Here is a 20,013-nt window from a genome sequence, read left to right on the forward strand (position 1 = left end):
TGCAAACGTGCATCGATCAAAGTCATCCACGCTCTCCGCAATTCGAAAAGCAGGCGTCGTCGTAGTTTGCTCACTGCTACTGGGCTCCACATCGTTCTCGGGGGCTCAGTCTCGAGGGCATGGAGTCAGCTCGAACCAGATCGACACCTGGCGCCACGAGATGCGAAGCGCTCTCTTCATCCCTGATCCACTACCGAAGACAGACCTCAAAACCTATGCGATCGAGGAAATCACTCCCGGTGTAACGATCGAGAAAGTAAGCTATCGCACTGCTTATGGCCTGCGCGTTCCGGCAGTGATCTATCGACCTACGCAGCGGCCTCGCGGGCGTATGCCGGGCCTCATCGTCGTCAATGGACATGGCGGTGACAAGGCAAGCTGGTACGCGTATTACACGGGGGTACTCTATGCGAGGGCTGGCGCCGTTGTTCTGACCTACGATCCCATTGGAGAAGGGGAACGCAACGACGATCACAAGGACTTCGCCGGCGAACACGATCGCATCATCACCTCACCGCCGAGCATGCCCGCACGCATGGGCGGGCAGATGATCACCGATGTGATGCAGGCTGTCAGTACATTGTCGGAGCGCCACGATGTCGACTCTCACCGCATCGCTGTCCTCGGCTTCTCCATGGGGTCCTTCATCTCCTCTCTCGCTGGCGCTGCCGATCCTCGGGTTCATGCCTTGCTGCTGGTCGGAGGCGGCGATCTCGATGGACCAGGTGGCTACTGGGAGTCGAGCCACGCTGTCATGTGCCAGTCCGGCCCGTACAAGGCTCTCGCCTTTTTAGGAGACCGCCCTGCGGTGCTTTTTACGCTCAATGCCCGTCGGGGTGACACTTTTATCCTCAACGGAACCAATGACACTGTTGTCGATATTCCGCATCACGGCCCAGACTTTTTCGCAGATCTCCACAATCGGGTCATCGCTCTCAACGGCAGCCAACGCGGTGTATTTACAACCTATTTCGATCCTGGAGCAAGTCATCGACCCTCATGGATTATGCTCGTAGCTGCTCAGTGGCTCAACGCCGAACTCCACTTTCCCGATTGGCGTGGCCGCACGGTCGATGAGCTTCCAACGACCACTATCCGTGCATGGGCCGCAAAGGTCGGCTTTCCCCTGGGCAAGAGCAGTGGCCGCGAAGACCGGGACGCCGGCATTCGCGCCATCGATGCGGGAGTGCCTCTTTTTACCTCTGAACAGCTCGATGTGCTAAGCCCTTCTGAATGGCAGAAGGAGAAGAACGCCTTCATCTATTCGTCCTGGGTGAAGCAGGCGGTGGAGCAGGCACCGCGATAGTCTCCAATTAATTTCTAAATCTATAAACAATTTCCATTAATTATTGATGATTGTAGGTTTTATCTACTATAGTGGTGCAGGCTCGAAATGCCTCCTGAGTCTTCGTATGCACTCTCTTTCGCGTTTTGCAACGTGGTTCTCTCTCCCGGCGCTCCTTCTTGGAGCATTTGTTCTGCATGCTCAGGGCAGCGAGCGACAGCGCGCTCTGCTGAATCCCGAAAGCTATCATCACTACGTCGTCCAGTTCGAGGCAGATGAGCGCGCGGCTACCGGCAAGCTCTACAACGGAGAGCCGATGACGGTGGGTCGACAGCCTGAGGCGGCATGGCCATGGATGCAGCGCGAAATTCCCTGGTTCGACTCCTCCGACAAGGCCTTCGAGGAGATGTACTACTTCCGCTGGTATGCCTGGAAGAAACATCTCGTCCGCGCTTCGAACGGCTACATCATCACTGAATGGCTTCCCAAACCGGAATTCAAGGATGGCAGCTTTGGAGCTCTTCCCGACGCTGCACCCTTTCACCTGGGCGAAGCCCGCTGGCTGCATGATCGCGCGATCGCAGAGGATGATGCGCGTTTCTGGTTCCGCCCCGATGTCGATATCCGTAAGTACTCCGATGCGATAGCGACGGCGGTTCGCGACGTCACACTCGCCAATGGCGACAGCCAGCTAGCGGTCAGCCTGCTACCGCAGATGATTCGCGTTTATCACGAGTGGGAGAGTACCCAGCAGGATGCAAACGGCCTTTTCTGGTCTATCGATACGCGCGATGCGATGGAAAAGAGCATTAGCGGAGACGGCTACCGGCCCACGCTGAACAGCTACATGGTCTCCGATGCCCGGGCGATTGCCGCTACCGCTCGCCTGGCTGGAGAAGAGCAGGTCGCAAAAGAGTTCGATGCAAAGGCCGAAAAACTGAACACACTTATCGAGACCGTTCTCTGGAACGCGAAGGATCAGTTCTACGAAGTAGTATCGCCGTCAAAAGATTCCGGAATCCGTCAGCAGAAGAAATTCGTCGATCCCGGTACGACGATGAAGCTCTCGGGAGTGCGTGAGCTGATTGGGTATAACCCCTGGAACTTCAGCTCGCCCGCGCCGTCGCATGGTGTCGCGTGGAAACAGCTGTTTGATCCGCAGGGCTTCGACGGCAAATATGGGGCCACCACGGCGGAGCGGCGCAGTCCGCGTTTTCGTTTCGCCAGCTCCGATCAGTGCACCTGGAACGGTCCGGCATGGCCCTTCGCGATGACTCAGACCCTCAATGCTTTGGCTGCGTATGAGACCTCACCCGGTCCTCATACCATTGGTCCTGATGACTACTACAAGCTCTTCAGCCGCTACGTCCTGGCACAACATTTCAAGCTGCCAGATGGCCGCCTGATCGACTGGATAGACGAAGATTACGACGCCGACACCGATGAGTGGATCGCCAAGCGGATGCTGATCGAAAAGAACAAACAGATTGGACGCGGCAACTACTACAACCACTCCGGTTTTGCCGATCCGCTCATCACAGGGCTGATCGGCTTAAGACCTCAGGCTGGCGACCGCGTTGTAGTTCGTCCGCTGGTATCTGCAGCAGCCTGGAGCTACTTTGCTATCGACCAGCTGCCCTATCACGGTCATCAGCTCACCATCGCCTGGGATAAGGACGGCAAACGCTATGGTCGAGGCAAAGGTATGTGGATTGCCGTTGATGGCCGAGTTATCGCCAAGAGCCCACACCTCGGCCTGCTTGAGGCAGAGATGCCGAAATCAGCAGGCCACTAGAACACTACGAAGGAGAAGAAGGGTGAAATATCGCGGAACCAGTATCTGGATGGCAGGCCTGGCACTTGCTTGTGTCCTGGTGAACCCTGCTGTGGCACAGAAAGGTGGCGTACTCGCCCGCATGCCCGGCGAAGCTCCTTCGATGGCTCCCGACGGAGTTCCTGCAACCGCGTCGATTCCTGCAGGTACCTTCCTGATGGGAGCAGATGCGGAGGCACTTTCTCCCTCGATCACCAAAGGCTTCGGTGTAATGTCTTCTCGTCCCAAGCATGGTGACTTCGACGAGGTTCCGGCGCACCGCGTTCGCATCAGTCATGGGTTCAAGATTGGTGTTACTCAGGTCTCGCCTGAGGAATTTGCCCGCTTCGATCCCTCCTACAAAGCTCACTCTGCAACGCCTGCCTACGCTGCAGGCGTCAGCTGGGAGCAGGCCATGGCCTACTGCCGCTGGCTGACAAAGAAGACCGGCGAGCCGTGGCGCCTGCCCACCGAAGCTGAGTGGGAGTATGTCGCTCGTGCAGGCGGAACGCACCTCTATGGAGACTCCGATACGCCTCATGGTATCGATCACGCCAATAGGTTTGGCGTAGAGAACATGGAGGTGGGCCGTCCCGAATGGACGCTCGACTGGTATGGTCCTTACCCGGATTCTCCTGAGGTTCAGACGGACCCCACTGGAGCCGCTTCCGGCATGACTCGTGTCGTTCGGGGAGGCGGTCTTGACTGGCGTCATACAGCTACGAAGACCTCGCCGGACTTCAACGTTCCTGCGACATCGCCTTACTTCTCTCGTCCCGCTAACCGCGCCAGCCTGCCACCATCCTATGCGTCGGCAAACGGGAATGTAGGCTTCCGCGTTGTGCAGGCTCCTATGCCTGCTGCCCATCCAACAGCACCATGGCACTATTTCTTCCAGACCGCCATCAAGCAGAAGGATATTCTCGGCGGTCCAGCACTCGGCAAGGCGATCAATAAGCCCGATATGAGCCGTCCTCTTTATCGTACGCACGAGCTCTTTCCTGATCTCGGCGATAGAAACATGCGCGGCATCGGCTGGAAGCTCGGCCTTGCACCTGGTCTCGGCATCAACTATCACAACTCCGCCATCCAGGTGCTTCCCAACGGCGACCTGCTCGCCGCCTACTACAACACGCCTGATCAGGAAGACGATCCCGATCAGACCGTCATGACGCTGCGTCGTCGCGCGGGATCGGAAGAGTGGGACATGCCTGAGCCATGGCCGATCTTTGCCGATGCCGGTCTCGCTGCGCCTGTTATCTGGAACGATCCCGTTCATCAGTCGCAGCCCGGAGGCAAGGTCTGGTTCTTCTGGGGATTCGCACGCCTGATTGGAGCTCCTCCCTTCGCCTGGGCCACCTCCTCTGACAATGGAGCCACATGGTCGGCAGCTCACTTTCCGTTCTTCCCGCAGCCGATTGGCCGTTACGTCTCGCAGCCTATCAACAGCATCGTCCGCGGACCGGACGGAGCCATTTATATGCCGACCGACTCCACCGGTCGCGATCCCGATGGCAATGGCTCGATCAGCGTCGTGTGGAAGACGGCCGATGAAGGCAAGACCTGGTCTGATACCGGAGGGCGTACCGCAGGACGCCACACTACCATCGTGTTTGCAAAAAACGGCGACCTGCTTGGCATCGGAGGCAAGAACTCCGAGATCAACGGGCACATGCCAATGGCGACCTCCCATGACGATGGCAAAACCTGGGTAAAGTCCGAGACTCCATTCGACGAGTTGATGAGCGGCGAGCGCCCCAGCGTTATCCGCCTCAAGAGCGGGCACCTCTTCTTCGTCGCCGATTACAACCCTAAACGCCAGAAGCACAACCACAAAGATGGCAGCTACGTTGCGCTCTCGAACGATGACGGCAAGACGTGGACCATCAAGCGCCTTCCTCCCGATATCCTGACCGTCGGATACACTACCGCGACGCAGGGACCCGACGGCGTGATCCATGTCGTCACCTCGAAGAACAAGGTGAACTACGAGATTGAACTGAACGAGGCGTGGATCCTCGACAAGTCAGCCGGCGATGCGCAAACTACCATTGGGGAGATCACCCACATCCGGCACGTTACTGAGCGCTATCCTAATGGTAAGGTTAAGGGCACATGGAGCGCCGGCCTTGCCGCCGATGGACGCATTCTGCTCGAAGGAAAGCAACAGTTCTTCTATCCCAGTGGGAAACCCATGTGGACTGTGACCTTCCATGCCGGTAGGAAAACGGGAGAGGAACGCTACCAGCGCGAAGACGGGACTTTCATCTGGGTAAAGAACTACTCCGCTGACGGGGCATGGACCTGGGAAAACTTTGATGAGCACGGCAAGCAGACTGCCGAATCGCACTGGCGTGGCAAGACTCTGGAATCAAGCGACGTGCCCGAGAACGGCCCCTTCGACAAGATCCCAGGAGCCGACAAGCTCGGACCACCCCCAGGAGAATAGAACGAAGACCAATCTATTCCGCCTCGAAAGTGTCATCCTGAGCGCAGCGAAGTCGGAGGATATGCGGTTCGCTTTCCGACACCATAGACGCGTCATTCTGTGCGAAGCGAAGAATCCCTATATTTTGCTCGAACAGCACCATATCCAACGTTCCACCAGAGAAGACCATGAAACGGCGAAAACTTCTGACATCCCTGCTCCTCAGCGTCGCTTCATTCGCTCCCAGCCTCAACGCGCAGACCCCAGCCACCCAGCCCAAATCCACCGATCCATGGGTCTTCGCCTACTTCAAAGAGCCTGGCTCACAGGGAATCTATCTTGCGCTCAGCCGTGACGGCTACACCTTCACACCGCTCAACGACGGCCAGCCCTGGCTCAAACCCTCTGAGCCCGGCGAAATTATGCGCGATGTCTTCCTCACCGGCAATCCCGATGGCCATGGCTTCCGTATGGTGTGGACCTGGGGATGGAGAGGGAACTCCATCGGAACTTCAAGCTCCGAAGACCTCATGAGCTGGACTCCGCAGCGGAAGATCGAGATCATGGGAGCCTTCCCAACTGTTCACAACACCTGGGCTCCCGAGACCTACTGGGACAAGCAGAAGAAACAGTGGCTCATCCTCTGGTCCAGCGCCTTCGATCCTGCTCCCGGAGAAAAGCAGGGTGAGGGCCTGCGCATCTGGGACTCACACACAAAGGACTGGCAAAGCTTCACCAAGCCTGAAAAGTTCTTTGATCGTGGCTTCCCTGTGATCGATGCAACGATGTTCCATCGCGAGCTCAAAGGCAAAAAAGACGTCGTGATGGTCTTCAAGGACCAGACCACCGACCCTCTACGTTATAGCGAGCGCTGGACGTCAGGCCCTTCAGTAGAAGGCCCGTGGGGCAGTCTCTCCGCTCCCATTAACGAAAGCTGGTCCGAAGGTCCCAGCGTCATCCAGGTTGGCGACAAGTTCATCGTCTACTACGATCACTATCGTCTGCCTCATCCACGCTTCGAAGCCGTGGAAACAACCGACTGGATTCACTGGCAGAGCGCCGATGACAAGATTCATCTTCCAGAGGCATGCAAGCACGGCAGCTTCTTTCAGGTTACCGAAGCTGAAGCTCAGCGCCTTCTGTCTCGACACGACGATACGACCAGCACTCATTAAAGTCCTGGCCCGCTACTGCTTCTAAAGCTGCCAGGTAAGCCGTCATCCTGAACGTAGTGAAGGATCCCTGTATTCGCCTGTGCGGCGGACGGGGACCGAAGTCCGACTTGCTTATCTGATGCACTATCGATGTCGGAGCACTAATCCTCAAACATCCAGTCCAGATTCGGCGGCTGCTTGCTGTTGGGATCGAAGTTTACATGTGGCGTGACGTGCGTCTCTTCCGGGATAAAGCCCAGCACGACGTAAGCACCCTTGCCCAGGTCGAGATCGTTTTCGCCCGCAGGCAGCGGCTTCGCCCAGACGCTGATCGGCAGCCCCTTCTTCTGCGTTACTGCATCGGGAAGCACGATGTTCCACTGCTCCGTATCCGGCGAAACATTCCTCGCTTTTCTCGACTCCGACTTGAAGAACCCCACCAGAATCTGTGCGGGTTTGTCGAGCCGAAAACGAATCGGCGTCTGTTGATGCGTTGAGACCCGGATTCCTTTCATCCCATTCAGCTCAGGGACAACGGATGTGATCGGCATCTCCTGATCGGCGTACAGGCTTGCACCGCCAGCAACCGTGAAGGTCTCTCCTCCACCTGATTCAAGCGTGAAGCCGATCTCCGGCAGTTGGCTTGCCTTGTCTGCACCCGGACCAGTGAAACTGCCCGCCTTTAACCTGGCCAGCCGCTTGTCGAAGACCGCCAGTTCCTTTTGATAGACCGGGAGCAGATCGCGCCAGTGGTTCGTTGTTGGGCCGCCACGAACAGGAATCTGCCGCTGCGATGTCTGCATGCCCGCAGCATTGCGATAGGTGTTTTCAGTCAGCTCCCTCAGCCTGGCGAAGTGCTGAACACTCTCCGCCAGAAGCCTGCGAGCCTCAGTCAGATGGTTCGTATCGCGATCGTAGCCATATCGCATCACAAGCGCGGCAGCCTGCACCTTCGCGTTGTAGAAGGCCATGAGAGCGGCGATTGCGCGCATGTCGTTTACAATGCGACGATACTCGGGCATCGCATCGGCAGCGATTCCCGGTGCAGCAGTCTCAGCTTCACGCACAGCTTCGGCGGATTTCCGCGCCGCATCCGCAGCAACACCCAGCGGATTCTCACCATGATGCTTGCCGTGATTGACCTCGTTCGCGACCCATTCATCCAGGCGCTCACCGTCCGGAGCATCGCCGGTCCACAAAGTCTGCGCCGGATTGAATCGTGCGGCATCGATCAGTTGCGGCATCGTCATTCCCAGCGATAGCACCTGGCGGTTGCCCTCAGTAATTCCGAGCCGCCGGATGACCTCAGGCGCGCATTGCCCGGAGAGCTCATAGGCAGCCAGAAGGTGAGCGCCAGTCTCGCGTTGCAGCGTTGTAAGATCGCGCTTCTGGGCTGCCAGGACTTCGGGGCTCTCAAGCCCCACCGTCAGAGGACTATGACCGACGGCGTTCAGGTTTCCCGCAACCGCGAATCGCTTTGCGAACTGCTCGATCCAATAGATCTTTTCCGTCTGCGGTTCCCGCTCAGGATTCCATGCGTACCGTGCCCAGCTTGCGAACCATATCCAGTCGCGATCCGTCTGCTTTAGCAGCGGATCGGTCTTGTCCGCACTGTTAGGCCAGTCCCAATAACGCAACGGATAGACGTGAACACCGCCGATGCCAAGGCGAACGAAGCTGCGGGTCGTCTCCCTCACAAAGTCAGGATCGCCCCAACGGAACGGTTCGAAGTTCGACATCAGATGCATGTTGACGATCGTGTCATTCGAGCCTTTGACGAGCGTCTGAAATCGCTCCTTGACCGGGCCGCGAATATTGGTCCACGTAAACGACTCGCCGTTCCACTTCCACATGGTGTCGATGTTCGAGTAGATTGCAGTGGCAGCCGGCATCGCCTTTTCGATATCCGTTGCGTGGGCACGCACCACAATTGGCGGCTGCGGCACGGGATGTCCCACTGTCTTCTCCTGCTCAGCCAATCCATCCAGCACGCCGGGAATGATCGTCTTTGTCAGCCACTCCGGACCGTAGTGCGGTCCCATTGCCTCGCCCAGAGTCATAAAGATGCCGACGTTGGGATACTTGCGAATAAACTCCGAGATGCAGTACCGGGTGTACTCGCTTGAAAGCTCCGACGGGGCTGACAGATGGAAGGGGAGATGATGTGCTCGGGCGAAGTTATGCGACAGATGAATATTGTAGAAGCCCTGCAGAATCCAGATGCCGCGCTTGTCCGCCTCTGCTGTCAGCCAGCGGAACATCTCGATGTTTTGTTCCAGCTGCGTGGTCGAAAGCTCCTGGGCCTCGGGATACTTCGGCAGCTTCAGCAGCGAGGTGAACGGATGTCCGTTCCAGAGGAAGAGCGCGTTGGTTCGCTGCTCTACAAGCTGGTCCAGATACTTCGTCCACTCCGCCTTGTCGTAGAACCAGGGAAAGTCTTTCGGGGTATACGGATAGTCGTACTCCGCATTCTCGTAGGTGATCTCCGGCTTCTGCAGGCCGATCACCGCGCCGCGAATCTTCAGCTGAGGATGATCGATAAAGTCCAGCCTCTTCGGCAGGGCATGCTCCGCACGAATCAGATCCGCAAGCTCTTCGGAGCCATACAGCACGCCCGAAGGATCGGAACCCGCAACGATAATCGTTTTGCCCACGCGTTCCAAGGCGAATGCTTCTTTTGCGCCGGGCCATAGCTGGGGAATCTTCGTATCGAACTTCGCCAGTAGCGCATCCTGACGTGTGGCCAGCAGAATATGCTCATTGCCGGAGAGCTTTGATACGGCTTCGCGCAGCCGCTCTGCTCCAAACTTCTCTCTCGGAGTAGCCCTCGCCGAGACCTCAACCTTCGGGGTAGCGAAAGCGAGCGAACTAAGCGACAACGTCAGCGCAAACAGAGTCTTCTTCATCGGACTAATCCATCACCTCCGGCGTGGGGGATTCGCCTTTTGGTTTGCCAGTTACATTCGAGACCTTGTGGAAGACAATCGCCTGGAACGGCCGGTTCGGAAGCTCGATCCTGGACTTCCCGCTGAAGGTTCCCGTAAGCTTCGTCTCTTTCATCTCGAACGGATCGATGAGTGCCGCCTCAAAGTTCGCCGTATTTGGCAGGGGAAAGGTATAGCGCGCAGGGCGGTGATAGTCGAAGTACCAGAGGTATAGCTCGTTCGGAGTTCCGGCCGAAAGATAGTAGGAGCCCTCAAACTCATTCAGCCCTACCTTTGTGCACTTCGTAACAAGGTCGTGGAGGAACTTGATGCGGGGGGCAGACTCCCCCCGAAGGCGACCTGCATCGGACCAGCTGGACTCATGTGCGTGGGGCCCGTTCTCTGCGGAGAGAAAGACCTCGCCATGAGAGGCATAGCTTCCACGAACCGTCGCCAGCCAGAAGCGCCGCGTCATCTCTTCGGCAGACAGGTTGCCCCATCGCCGCTCCACATCGCCCTCGTATTGAATCTCGTCATAGACAATGGGCTTGTTCCACGCCAGTCGCCGTTCAGAGGACTTTTCAAAGTCATAGCTTTGCAGGCTGGCATGGGTACACCACGGTTTGGAGTGGTCATAGATCACGCCGGAGTGATGGATCGAACGCAGATGGCCATAGGGATCTTCCTCCTGCACGATGCGGAAGAAGCGATCCCAGTCCGACATCGTCTTTGCCTTCACCAGGTCGTACTCATTGGCGATCGCCCACCATACGTTTCTGAACGCGGAGAGACGAGCCACCACGTAGCGGAGATAGAAATCATCCACCTCATTGGGCATGGCCTTGTAGCCCCAGGCGTCGTAGGGGTGAAAGAGGATACAGTCGGCTTCGACTCCTGCAGCCTGCAACTGCATAATCCGCTTTTCGATCAGTTGAAAGTACTCGGGGTTGAAGCGGGTATAGTCACTGGTTCCGTGACGGCCGTTTGCATCACCGCCAGAATAGGGAAAGGGAAGAATCTGTGGTCCCTGTCCAATAGGTTTCGGAAGCACACATACGCGGCTCTTATTGAAGAGGCCTTTCATCCCGGCCAACGAATTTGCAGCATTTTCGTCCTTGGTAAAGAGAAATGCGTAAGTGGTCGTTCCAAACGGAAAATAGGGGGTGCCGTCGGCATGAACAAAGTGATAGCGGTGGGCCGTCGTGACCGGACCGTGATTGCCGGAAGTCGCCGGCGCGCAGGTGAATCGTCCAGTCTGTCCATTCAGTGCCGATGAGGAGCTTGTGGTCCGATAGACCCAATCACCCGTCATATCCGGCATAAAGCGGACCCGGTAGATTCCATCGCCGTCATAAAAACCCTTCACCTTGACTGTGCGATGCTCGCGGGTAAACTCAGCCGACAAGGACACGTCTTTAAACGGATTTCCTGCTGAAGATCCCTTGAGGATCACCTCGAATAAGCCCCACTGCTCGATGCTGATGGCGTTGGTCTGCGGACTGTTTTTTTCGGCAAAGGCAGCAGGCTCAAGCGCGCCGGCAAGGGTCGCGGCGCTCATCTTGAGCATATCTCTACGATTCATGGGCAGTTATCCCTTCGGGATGGGGGTGGCAGGTGTAGCGCGCGTGTCTTGCAAAAGAAGCTTCAACTAAGCCGTTCTATAGAAACATGCCCTGTTCTGTCAATAAAAATTGAAAATTATTACAATAAAAGAAAAGTTATATGGAATGGTTTTACAATGACGCTGAAGATCAAATGAGTGAAAATAACAGCTCAATCTCTTCCGGATCTTATTGAGAGTGCGCATGAAAAAGTCCAAAGCGGTTACCGCAGCAGCAGGATCCAAGGTCGCAGTTCGCCGGCGTCTTCCCAAGTGGGCGCTCGACAACACGGAGTCATCGGGTGATGAAGCTTATTACCTGCGCTCCATTGGGCGAGCCCTCGAGGTTCTAAACTGCTTCGACGGTCAGACGCCGCTCTCCCTCAAGGAGATCAGCGCCCAGATGCAGCTTCCCGAGTCTTCGCTCTTCCGCGTGCTGAGGACCCTGGAGCACCACGAATATCTGCAGCAGCATCGGGACGGCACCTACCAGCTCTCGCCGCGACTCATCTTCGGCTGGCTGGTCCGTGCTGCCGAACATGTGCGTGAGATGGCACGCCCCGAGATGGAGAAGCTGGCCAATGCCTTCAACGAAACCGCCAGCCTGGCCTATCTCTTTGACGATCGCATCCATGTGCTCGACTGCCTGGAGACGTTTCACGAGATCAGGATGACCAATAAGATCGGGCGCGTGTTGCCTCCGCACTGTTCTGCCATGGGAAAGGCCATCACGGCCTTCCAGGACCGTTCTCTGGCCGATCGCATGCTTGAGGTTTACGGCCTGACTGCCCGCACCGAGCATACGATCACCGACCGCAAGAAGCTCTTCGCGGAGTTCGAGGAGATTCGCAAGACGGGAATCGCGGGGGACCGGGAAGAGTCGATCCGGGGAGGAATCTGCTTCAGTGCGCCGATCCGGTTGGAGGATGATCGCGTTGTTGCTGCCATCAGCCTCTCCACCCCGACCATCCGCATGGATAAGAAACACGAGAACGAGGTTCAGGCTGCGCTTCTCGATGCAGCTGCATCCATCGCGCGGCGCCTGCAGGGCGAAAAGTAATTCTGCCCGGCTAAGTCGTCGGCCTGGCTATTTTGAAACCTGGACCATAATTTTGGTAAAGGATGCCGGCGACGAAGACCACGTACTGAGAATGGCAGGAGTCTCTTCCAGGGAGACGATTGCCGAGACTGCGCGATCGACAGGGAAGTGTCCTCTCTCGAGCATGGCAATTACCTCGCGAAAGTCTTCTGGCAGCGCGTTGCGTGAGCCCATGATATCGAGCTCCTTTTGCACGAAGAGCCGGGTTTCGTAGGCGACGGGTTCCTTCGCGTATCCGATATAGACAACCCTGCCGGTAAATGCGACCTCTTCGATAGCTGCGCGGAAAGTCTCCGGAAGACCAATCGCCTCGATCACGATATCCGGACCGCGGCCGCCGGTGAGCTCGCGCAGACGGCTCCGGAAATCTTCGCGTGCGGAGTGAATCAAATCCGTTGCTCCTGCAGCCTGCGCGGTCTCAAGCTTGGTGTCGTCCAGATCAATTGCAATTGTGCGTGCTCCCCGGAAGGAAGCTCCGGCAATGGCTCCCAGGCCAACACCGCCGCAGCCAAAGATCGCGACTGTATCATTCGCCGTGATCCGGCCGCGTGCGACGGCATGAAAGCCGACGGTCAGGGGCTCTACGAGGCAAAGCTCTTTGAGCGACAGGTGCGAAACATAGACCTTTTCTTCGGGAACAGAGAGCCATTCCGTCAAAGCGCCATCACGCTGTACTCCGAAGGTCTGGTTGCCCTGGCATGCATTAAAGCGCTGCCTGCGACATGAAGGACAGATTCCGCAGCTGGTATAGGGTGAGACCGTCACGCGTGTGCCAACGGGAATCGCTGCGGAGCCTCCCACAACCGTGGCTGCGATCTCATGACCCGGAATGCGCGGATAGGTCACCAGCGGGTTCTTCCCGCGAAAACTGTTAAGGTCCGTGCCGCACAGCCCCACCATCTCAACCTTCAGCAGAAGTTCTCCATCACGTCTCGTGGGTTCCGGGATCTCGACGATCCGGGCGTCTCCTGCTCCCAGCAATGACATAGCTCTCATGGCGCATCCTTCAAGACATTGTTGTCATAAGCAAACTTTTATTTTCATTACAGAATAAACTGTTTCAGGAATTGATGCGGATACAAAGCAGATATACCAAAAGAGGAGAAGGATGAATCGTCGAACGTTTCTGGGGGCCTTCGCGGCTGCAGCCGCGCTCCACAGCAGTCGGCTCATGTGGGGGAAATCACAGGCGGTAGCCTCTCTAGAGATAGGAGACGCTGCATCCAATCCTGTCCCGGCGGACTTCATCGGGCTTTCTTACGAAAGCGCGCAGCTTGCGAACCCCGGCTTCTTCTCGCCAAAGAACAGACAGCTTGTAACGATCTTTCGCGAGCTTGCGCCGCACGGCAATCTGCGTCTGGGAGGCGGCTCAAGCGAGTACACCACGTACTCTGATACTGCTCCCACTGAACCCCCACCGTTCGAAGTCTTTGGCCCGGATACCTCGAAGACTGTAAAACATGGGACCATTACCAGTAGGATCGCGCTACGCAATCTTCGTGGCTTTCTGGATGCAGTAGATTGGAACTGTATCTACGGGCTCAACCTGGGCCAGGGCACGATCGAGAACGCCGTGCACGAATCCGCGGCAGCCCAGCAGATTCTCGGGCCGCGCCTGTTGGCCTTCCAGATTGGAAACGAGCCCGACAGCTTCCGCAATCGCTACCGCGCCGCGAGCTACGGTCCCGAAGACTATCTCGCAGAGTGGACACGGTTCCACGATGCCATCGCGAAGACCACTCCAGCCGCACGTTTCGCTGGTCCGGACATCTCGAACAAGCTTTCCTATCTGACTGCCTTTGCGGAGCAGGTGCATAAATTTCCGGATGTGGTGCTCCTGACCAGCCACTACTATGCGATGGGACCTTCCGGAAATCCCCAGGCAACTCTCGAAAATCTGCTCTCTGCGGAGCCGAAGCTGACCACGCTGAAGTCACGTGATCTCCCCATCCTCGAAAGAGCCCAGACGATCGCGCACCTGACCTATCGCATGTCCGAGGGGAACTCCTGCTGGGATGGGGGAAAGCCGGGCGTCTCCGATACCTTCGCCTCCGCTCTCTGGGCCGCCGGATACACATTGACCTGCATGGAGCGCGGATGGGCAGGAGTGAACTTCCATGGCGGCGGCAACGGTTTCTATACGCCTGTCGCAGGCAGCCCGTCTACCGGCCTCGTCCGACGTCCGGAGTTTTTCGGAATCCGCTTCGCTCAGCGCTTTGCCGGCGCGAAGGTTCTCAACTCCACGTTGCGCGGAGCTGACTCGCGCGTCCAGTCCTTCGTCTTCGACCATCAGGGAAAGCGAGAGTTGGCGCTCGTCAATAAGACCGACGAGCCTATAACATGTTCCCTTCCTGAGAGGGTAGATGCCTCTGCAATCGTAAAATTGCATGCGCCGGCGATCGATGCCAAAGACGACGTTGCGCTCTCCTCTATTCATGGGCCCTCAGAAAATGAGATAACGATTGCCGCATACACTGCCACGGTATACCGTCTTTCTTCGCCCAAATAAAAGGGGAAGAGTCAATCGACTCTCCCCAAGGTTCGGCGATGACTTCTACTAGAAGACCACTCGCAGTCCCTGTTGCAGCACGCGGGGCGTGTTGGCCTGTGATGTGATGGTGCTGAAGCTGCCTGAGGTGGGGCTCACGTTCGGTGTGCCAAACTGCGTGTGATTCAGCGCGTTGAACGCCTCGAAGCGGTACTGGATCTGGAAATGCTCCCCTGCATGAAAATTCTTGAGGATGGAAGCATCCAGATTGTTGGTCGCATCCTGGCGCCCGTAGAACAGCGGGAACGTGCGATAGTTGTAAGTCGAGTTCGGCTGGTCGTTCGGATTGGTATTGAACTTCGTCTTGTCGAAGGCGCCGGTGTACGCCCGCGGAGAGATGCGAAGAGAGGAATCATACGCTGTTCCATTCGCGAACAGAGGATAGCTTCCGCTTCCCGTTCCTCCCCATCCAATCGGCGCTCCTGACAGATAGGCGTAGATCACATTGACCGTGAAGCCGCTGACGAGCTGGTCTACAAAGCTCGATATGTGATTCAGGAATGCCTGGTTATGTCCGAAAGGAAGCTGATAGACGCCCGTAAGCGCAATGTGATGGGTAAAGTCCGAGGAACTCTCCTGGTAGGTCAGCGGGCCTCCCTGGTTTAGCTGCTGAGCGATAAGCTGCTTGGAGTATTCGTAGTTCAGGTTCATCGTCAGACCATGTGACATGCGTTGCTGAAAGCGGAACAGAAGCTCATGGAAGATCGACGAGGAGCCTGGTGTCAGCTGCTGTGAGACGCTGCTGTACTCCGGATGCCCTCCCAGCAGAGCCAGCTTTTGAATCTTGCTGGACGATCCAAGCGAGCCTGTGACATTCGGTAATCCCTTAAAGGGATTTGTGACCGACGAACTCAGGTTCGACTGTACCGCCGTATCGCGGAATGCGGATCGGCTGAGATAAGGCAGCTTGTTAATGCAGCTGATGCAGTTGGTGTAGGAAAGATGAACCTGGTGATTCCCGATATAGCCGATATCGATCGAGGTATTTCTCGAAAGCTGATATTGCACATCGAGATTCCATCGCTCTGAGTACGGGACCTTTACCTGTGACGGTCGCACCGTGATGCCCTGCCCCAGGTAGGTATTCACGCCCAGCGAAGAACCCGTGGGCTGCACGAGCGGATTAGTCGTAGGAAATGGATCTGACAACGAAGCGGCCGGGCTCAGGTAGTTGTTCGTCGTCGGCACCAGTGTTGAGGATGCGCTGAAGCCATAACTCTGCGGCGTGTAATAGTCGTTGAACGGATTCACGAACAATCCGAAACCACCTCGAATCACTCCACGATTTCTCAGTGCCGATGGTGTGTATGAGAAGCCGAAGCGCGGCGAATAATACGCAGACGGGGTCGCATATTCATACCGTCGAGCAGCTGAAGCGAAGATCAGTCCGCCCGTGGGCGAAAACGAAGACACGGGAAGCTCGGCTATAGGATGAGCGGAGTAGGCCGCAATTGCCCCAGCGGTGGCGGAATTGACAGCCCCCGAATCCCATCCCACCACAGCTCGGTTGTGACTCTCGTTGATGGAGGTCTCTGACTCCACGCGCATCCCGAGATTGAGCGTCAGGTTTGGCAGAATCCTCCAGTCATCCTGAACGAATCCGCCGATGTACCAGTTGTTATAAGTGAGAGCTGGTGCGATGGAGTAGCTTCCACTGCTCGGAACGCCCAGCAGGAATGAGGCCATCGACCCTCCATACAATGGCCCCGCAAGCGTCGAACCCGCCGAAACAAAGCTGTTGTCGAACTCAAAGTCGCCCGAAGAATATCCCGGGCTCAAGGTATTGTTCTTGTTCTGGCGAATATCTGGACCGATTTTGATCGTGTGCTTACCCCGCACCAGAGTGAATGCAGAGAAAAACTGGATCGTGTCGAAGGCTGAAAGTGTCCCAGGTTTGGTGCTCAGGGTTGAATATGCCGGAGCATTGGTGGACCCGTTCTCCGAAAAAGAGACGCGTGGAAGCGCTTTGGAGGAGTTGGTGTTAACGTAGTCGGGATAACCGATTGAAGTCGCGTCGAAACCGTTGCTGGGCAGCGTTGTATTGTTGTACGACCGCGTCAGGCTAAGGCGGGCATCCAGCGTGGCGATGGGAGAGAAAGTGTGGATGTAGTCCAGCACCCCACCCTGGTAGACCGTATAGTTCTGTGATCCCGTTGCAATGTTGTTGAAGATGTTGTTCGAGGTCTGCAGATACTCGCTGCGGTGAGTCTCAAAGAAGATTTTATTGTTGTCATTGATGCTGTAGTCGAGGCGTCCGGCATGCGAGTTGTAGTCGTTGGTAGTCGGTACGTTGCTGCGGAAGTTATTCTCGCCGTCACTCGCTGTGGGCGCTGTGTTTGGCATCGGGAAAAAGTTGAGATATGCCGCAGCCACCGGATTGATGTTGTGAATCACGTTGTTCGCAATCGGAGTACGGATCACCTGGCCAGGGCAGCCCGGGTCAGGTGTTCCGCTGAAGGGATCGAAGAACTGATACTTGTCGTAGGTGTAGGTCTGTCCCGCAGGGCAGTTCTTTGAGGAAACCATCTGACCGCTCAGCAAGGCAGAGAAATCACCCTTTCTCTCCGCGTCCGTAGGTACGGTTGTGGTGATGGGATTCGGCGTAGATCCTTTGAACCCTTCAAAGGCATACAGAAAGAAAAGCTTGTTGTGGCCATCAAAGATCTTCGGCAGGATCACCGGGCCGCTCACATACGCTCCAAACTGGTTCTGGCGGGTTGCGGGAAAACTGTTTGCAAACCAGCGCGTCGGAGCATTAATTGCAGAAAATTGGTTGAACTCGTTAAAGGCTCCATGAAACCTGTTGGTGCCGGCCTTCGTGGTCATATTGACCGTGCCACCTGACGTGTCGCCATACGATGCATCCGACTCGAAGACATCGACGCGAATCTCCTGGACAGAATCCTGCATGGGGCTGTAACCCGGCACTCTGCTGGAGTCCTGCATATTCGGCACGCCGTTCAGCAGATACTCGTTCGACTGCGCATTTCCTCCGCCGATCGAAAAATCGCTGGCCGCGGAATTGTCGAAGGGCCGTGACTCCGTGACAGAATGCTTCTGCTTGGGAATGACGCCATACTCAGTCTTTGCGAGTCCCAGCGGAGAGCGTCCATTCGCTGGAAGATTTTCGATCTCATGCGCCGACAGCACCTGTCCGGCAGTTGCGGTTGTCGTCTCAATCAGCGGTGTCTCCGTGGTGACGACGACATTCTGGTTCGCTTCGCCAACCTGCATCTGGATGTCTTCCTGAACTTTCGCTCCGGTTTGCAATGTCAGGTTCTTGTGCTCGTAGGTGCGGAACCCCTGCATCGTTACCCGGATGGAATAACTTCCCGGTAGCAGAAACGGCGTGGTGTACTGGCCGGTCTTATCGGACTTCGTCTGGACCCTTGCGCCAGTCGCCGTGTTGATAACCGTAATAGCTGCATCAGGAAGAATGGCGCCCGTTGGATCGGTTACTCTGCCGGTCAGCGTCGCGCGAAACTCCTGCGCGGAGACCATATATCCGACAAAGCAAAGAAGCAGGGCAAGGAGGACAGGTCGTACTCTCATGAGGAAGCTCCAAATTTAACTTAATATGAAAGTTAAATATCGTTGGCGAAAATAGAGTATGAGATGTACAGCTGTCAAGCGATTCAGGCAATTCGGGGATGGACGGCACTCCCGGATTTTCTGCAGAACCAATCAACCATGGCGGAAAGCATTCCAGGAGGTGGGTTAAACGTCAGATGCTCCGGCCATGGAGGTCTCACCTGGAGACGCCATGGTCGGAGCACCTATGGAAACTGTGTCTATAAATTGAAAATCAGGCCCGGTTTCGGAGGGACAGGGATTTTCTTTACCAACTCGGCGCGAACGACACCAGGAGCGTCAGAAAAAGAAGACCGTAAAGAATTACCAGCCAGTACCAGTTTCGCTCTACCCAATGTGCCGATTCATTTGAAGCGCTCATCAAATCTCCTCCTGCTTCAAAATCCTAACATCTCGACACGCGCATGCTGAAAAATGCTTGGATTGCGCCATCGGATAGAAGAGACATTCAGATGTTCGCTATGGTGCAGAATGCATTCTTTGATGGCTATGCAGGGGGGAAGACTGCTGAGGAAAGAATCCTCTTCGATCGCGTCCACAGCCGAAATCCTCTAGCGTGTCGAAAGAACGATCGGCAATCTTCCACCCTGCACTGCAAGCCATACCTATGTTGATCGCATTTCGTGGAGATAGAGTCTCCCAGAGCGCGAATCAAGGCAGAAAATAGAAATGTACCGCAGGATTGCAGGACTCACAATTTTTGGCATGGGTCAGTAATTTGTTTTCCGCATGAAGAATCGGTCTACGCCTAACTGACAGTCTCAAGGTCGAAGGGGCAGCTGAACGCTTCCAGACCTCCCTTTCGGCGTGTCTTACCCCCTGTATCAGTTGCTCACCGCGTGTGCAAAGTTTTGCCATGTTGATAATAGATGAAAAGCTCCTTTGCAAGGTTGTTCCTGGAAACCCCTCATCCTTCCTTTCTCCTTGCCTGTCGGAAGTTACGCACTTCTCATAGTGAGACGCGCCAAATCTCGACCTGCTGGTTTATAAATCGGTTACTGCACTTTGAGGGCCGAATCCATGCAGACCCCACCTTCTCTTTTTCGGCGTCGGAAATGCAGCAAGGAGCTTTGAATCTGAAGCCCAATACAATAAAAGAGACCCTCACGATGAAGGCCTTTTTTATCTCGAATTATTCAGATCGGAATCGTCTCAACCGGCTTCCCAAAGCAAGGATCCGGGTGCTTGCAAGCAGGAAACTGGCTGGCTCCGGGACTGTCGATGACACAACCAGATCTGGCTCAATATGCCGCTCATCGCGGTCACCTGATATACCCCAGGGCTGATGAGTTCGCCTGCAATGGTTCCGGAAGCGTTGAAGTTCTGGCCAGTAAACGCGAAATCAAACGTGTCTGCTTTCGCCACAATGCCAGCAAGAAGTAAGAGAAGGGATAGAAGAACCTTCATCATTTTGCTCGTATATCTTGAAGGGATTGTTCTTACGGCACGAAGCGATTACATAGGGATATGCAGATTACAGGAGATCGTTGGGAAAAACTTTTCCACTTTTACTGGAACTCGATCTCCTTTAGGAGAACTCGATCTCTGTTAGGAGGATCGACAAATAGAGG

11 protein-coding genes are annotated in these 20,013 nt (G+C 56.0%); 6 read left to right on the forward strand and 5 right to left on the reverse strand.

Annotation, left to right across the window (positions count from 1 at the left end; translation table 11 throughout):
• Positions 1–7: 7 nt before the first annotated feature.
• The 4 genes from GWR55_RS01235 (at position 8) to GWR55_RS01250 (ending at position 6,701) form a co-directional block, all read left to right on the forward strand.
• The gene (locus GWR55_RS01235) at positions 8–1,306 is read left to right on the forward strand and encodes a S9 family peptidase (protein WP_162400632.1); all 1,299 of its coding nucleotides are present in this window, start codon (positions 8–10) and stop codon (positions 1,304–1,306) included.
• Between the two features lie 106 nt (positions 1,307–1,412).
• Complete coding sequence (locus GWR55_RS01240) at positions 1,413–3,080, forward strand: trehalase family glycosidase (protein WP_162400633.1); 1,668 nt, start codon at positions 1,413–1,415, stop codon at positions 3,078–3,080.
• Positions 3,081–3,102: 22 nt separating this feature from the next.
• Positions 3,103–5,547, forward strand: a complete 2,445-nt coding sequence (locus GWR55_RS01245) for an SUMF1/EgtB/PvdO family nonheme iron enzyme (RefSeq protein ID WP_162400634.1) — start codon at positions 3,103–3,105, stop codon at positions 5,545–5,547.
• Positions 5,548–5,714: 167 nt separating this feature from the next.
• A complete protein-coding gene (locus GWR55_RS01250) occupies positions 5,715–6,701 on the forward strand; it encodes a glycoside hydrolase family 43 protein (RefSeq protein ID WP_162400635.1) in 987 nt (328 codons plus the stop codon).
• 140 nt (positions 6,702–6,841) lie between these two features.
• Here GWR55_RS01250 and GWR55_RS01255 read toward each other — a convergent pair whose 3' ends face one another.
• On the reverse strand, positions 6,842–9,586 hold the full coding sequence (locus tag GWR55_RS01255) for a hypothetical protein (protein WP_162400636.1): 2,745 nt from the start codon (positions 9,584–9,586) through the stop codon (positions 6,842–6,844).
• A 4-nt stretch (positions 9,587–9,590) separates the two neighbouring features.
• Complete coding sequence (locus GWR55_RS01260) at positions 9,591–11,186, reverse strand: DUF5060 domain-containing protein (protein ID WP_162400637.1); 1,596 nt, start codon at positions 11,184–11,186, stop codon at positions 9,591–9,593.
• A 223-nt stretch (positions 11,187–11,409) separates the two neighbouring features.
• Between GWR55_RS01260 and GWR55_RS01265 the strand changes: the two genes are divergently transcribed.
• Positions 11,410–12,264, forward strand: coding sequence for an IclR family transcriptional regulator (locus tag GWR55_RS01265; RefSeq protein ID WP_162400638.1), 855 nt, complete (start codon positions 11,410–11,412; stop codon positions 12,262–12,264).
• Between the two features lie 27 nt (positions 12,265–12,291).
• Here GWR55_RS01265 and GWR55_RS01270 read toward each other — a convergent pair whose 3' ends face one another.
• Positions 12,292–13,299: a zinc-binding alcohol dehydrogenase family protein gene (locus tag GWR55_RS01270; protein WP_162400639.1), complete on the reverse strand. Its 1,008-nt coding sequence runs from the start codon at positions 13,297–13,299 to the stop codon at positions 12,292–12,294.
• Positions 13,300–13,411: 112 nt separating this feature from the next.
• On the opposite strand from GWR55_RS01270, the gene GWR55_RS01275 reads away from it, so the two are divergent.
• Positions 13,412–14,812, forward strand: coding sequence for a hypothetical protein (locus GWR55_RS01275; RefSeq protein WP_162400640.1), 1,401 nt, complete (start codon positions 13,412–13,414; stop codon positions 14,810–14,812).
• 48 nt (positions 14,813–14,860) lie between these two features.
• Here the strand turns inward: GWR55_RS01275 and GWR55_RS01280 are convergent, their stop codons facing one another.
• Complete coding sequence (locus tag GWR55_RS01280) at positions 14,861–18,403, reverse strand: carboxypeptidase regulatory-like domain-containing protein (protein ID WP_162400641.1); 3,543 nt, start codon at positions 18,401–18,403, stop codon at positions 14,861–14,863.
• A 1,191-nt stretch (positions 18,404–19,594) separates the two neighbouring features.
• The gene (locus GWR55_RS01285) at positions 19,595–19,852 is read right to left on the reverse strand and encodes a hypothetical protein (RefSeq protein WP_162400642.1); all 258 of its coding nucleotides are present in this window, start codon (positions 19,850–19,852) and stop codon (positions 19,595–19,597) included.
• Positions 19,853–20,013 lie beyond the last annotated feature (161 nt).

Source organism: Edaphobacter sp. 12200R-103, assembly GCF_010093025.1.
Lineage (GTDB): Bacteria > Acidobacteriota > Terriglobia > Terriglobales > Acidobacteriaceae > Edaphobacter.

Coding starts and splice junctions, on each gene's coding strand:
- GWR55_RS01270 (WP_162400639.1), bottom strand. CDS start 13,299: ATGAGAGCTATGTCATTGCTGGGAGCAGGAGACGCCCGGATCGTCGAG.
- GWR55_RS01265 (WP_162400638.1), top strand. CDS start 11,410: ATGAAAAAGTCCAAAGCGGTTACCGCAGCAGCAGGATCCAAGGTCGCA.
- GWR55_RS01275 (WP_162400640.1), top strand. CDS start 13,412: ATGAATCGTCGAACGTTTCTGGGGGCCTTCGCGGCTGCAGCCGCGCTC.
- GWR55_RS01255 (WP_162400636.1), bottom strand. CDS start 9,586: ATGAAGAAGACTCTGTTTGCGCTGACGTTGTCGCTTAGTTCGCTCGCT.
- GWR55_RS01250 (WP_162400635.1), top strand. CDS start 5,715: ATGAAACGGCGAAAACTTCTGACATCCCTGCTCCTCAGCGTCGCTTCA.
- GWR55_RS01280 (WP_162400641.1), bottom strand. CDS start 18,403: ATGAGAGTACGACCTGTCCTCCTTGCCCTGCTTCTTTGCTTTGTCGGA.
- GWR55_RS01260 (WP_162400637.1), bottom strand. CDS start 11,186: ATGAATCGTAGAGATATGCTCAAGATGAGCGCCGCGACCCTTGCCGGC.
- GWR55_RS01240 (WP_162400633.1), top strand. CDS start 1,413: ATGCACTCTCTTTCGCGTTTTGCAACGTGGTTCTCTCTCCCGGCGCTC.
- GWR55_RS01285 (WP_162400642.1), bottom strand. CDS start 19,852: ATGATGAAGGTTCTTCTATCCCTTCTCTTACTTCTTGCTGGCATTGTG.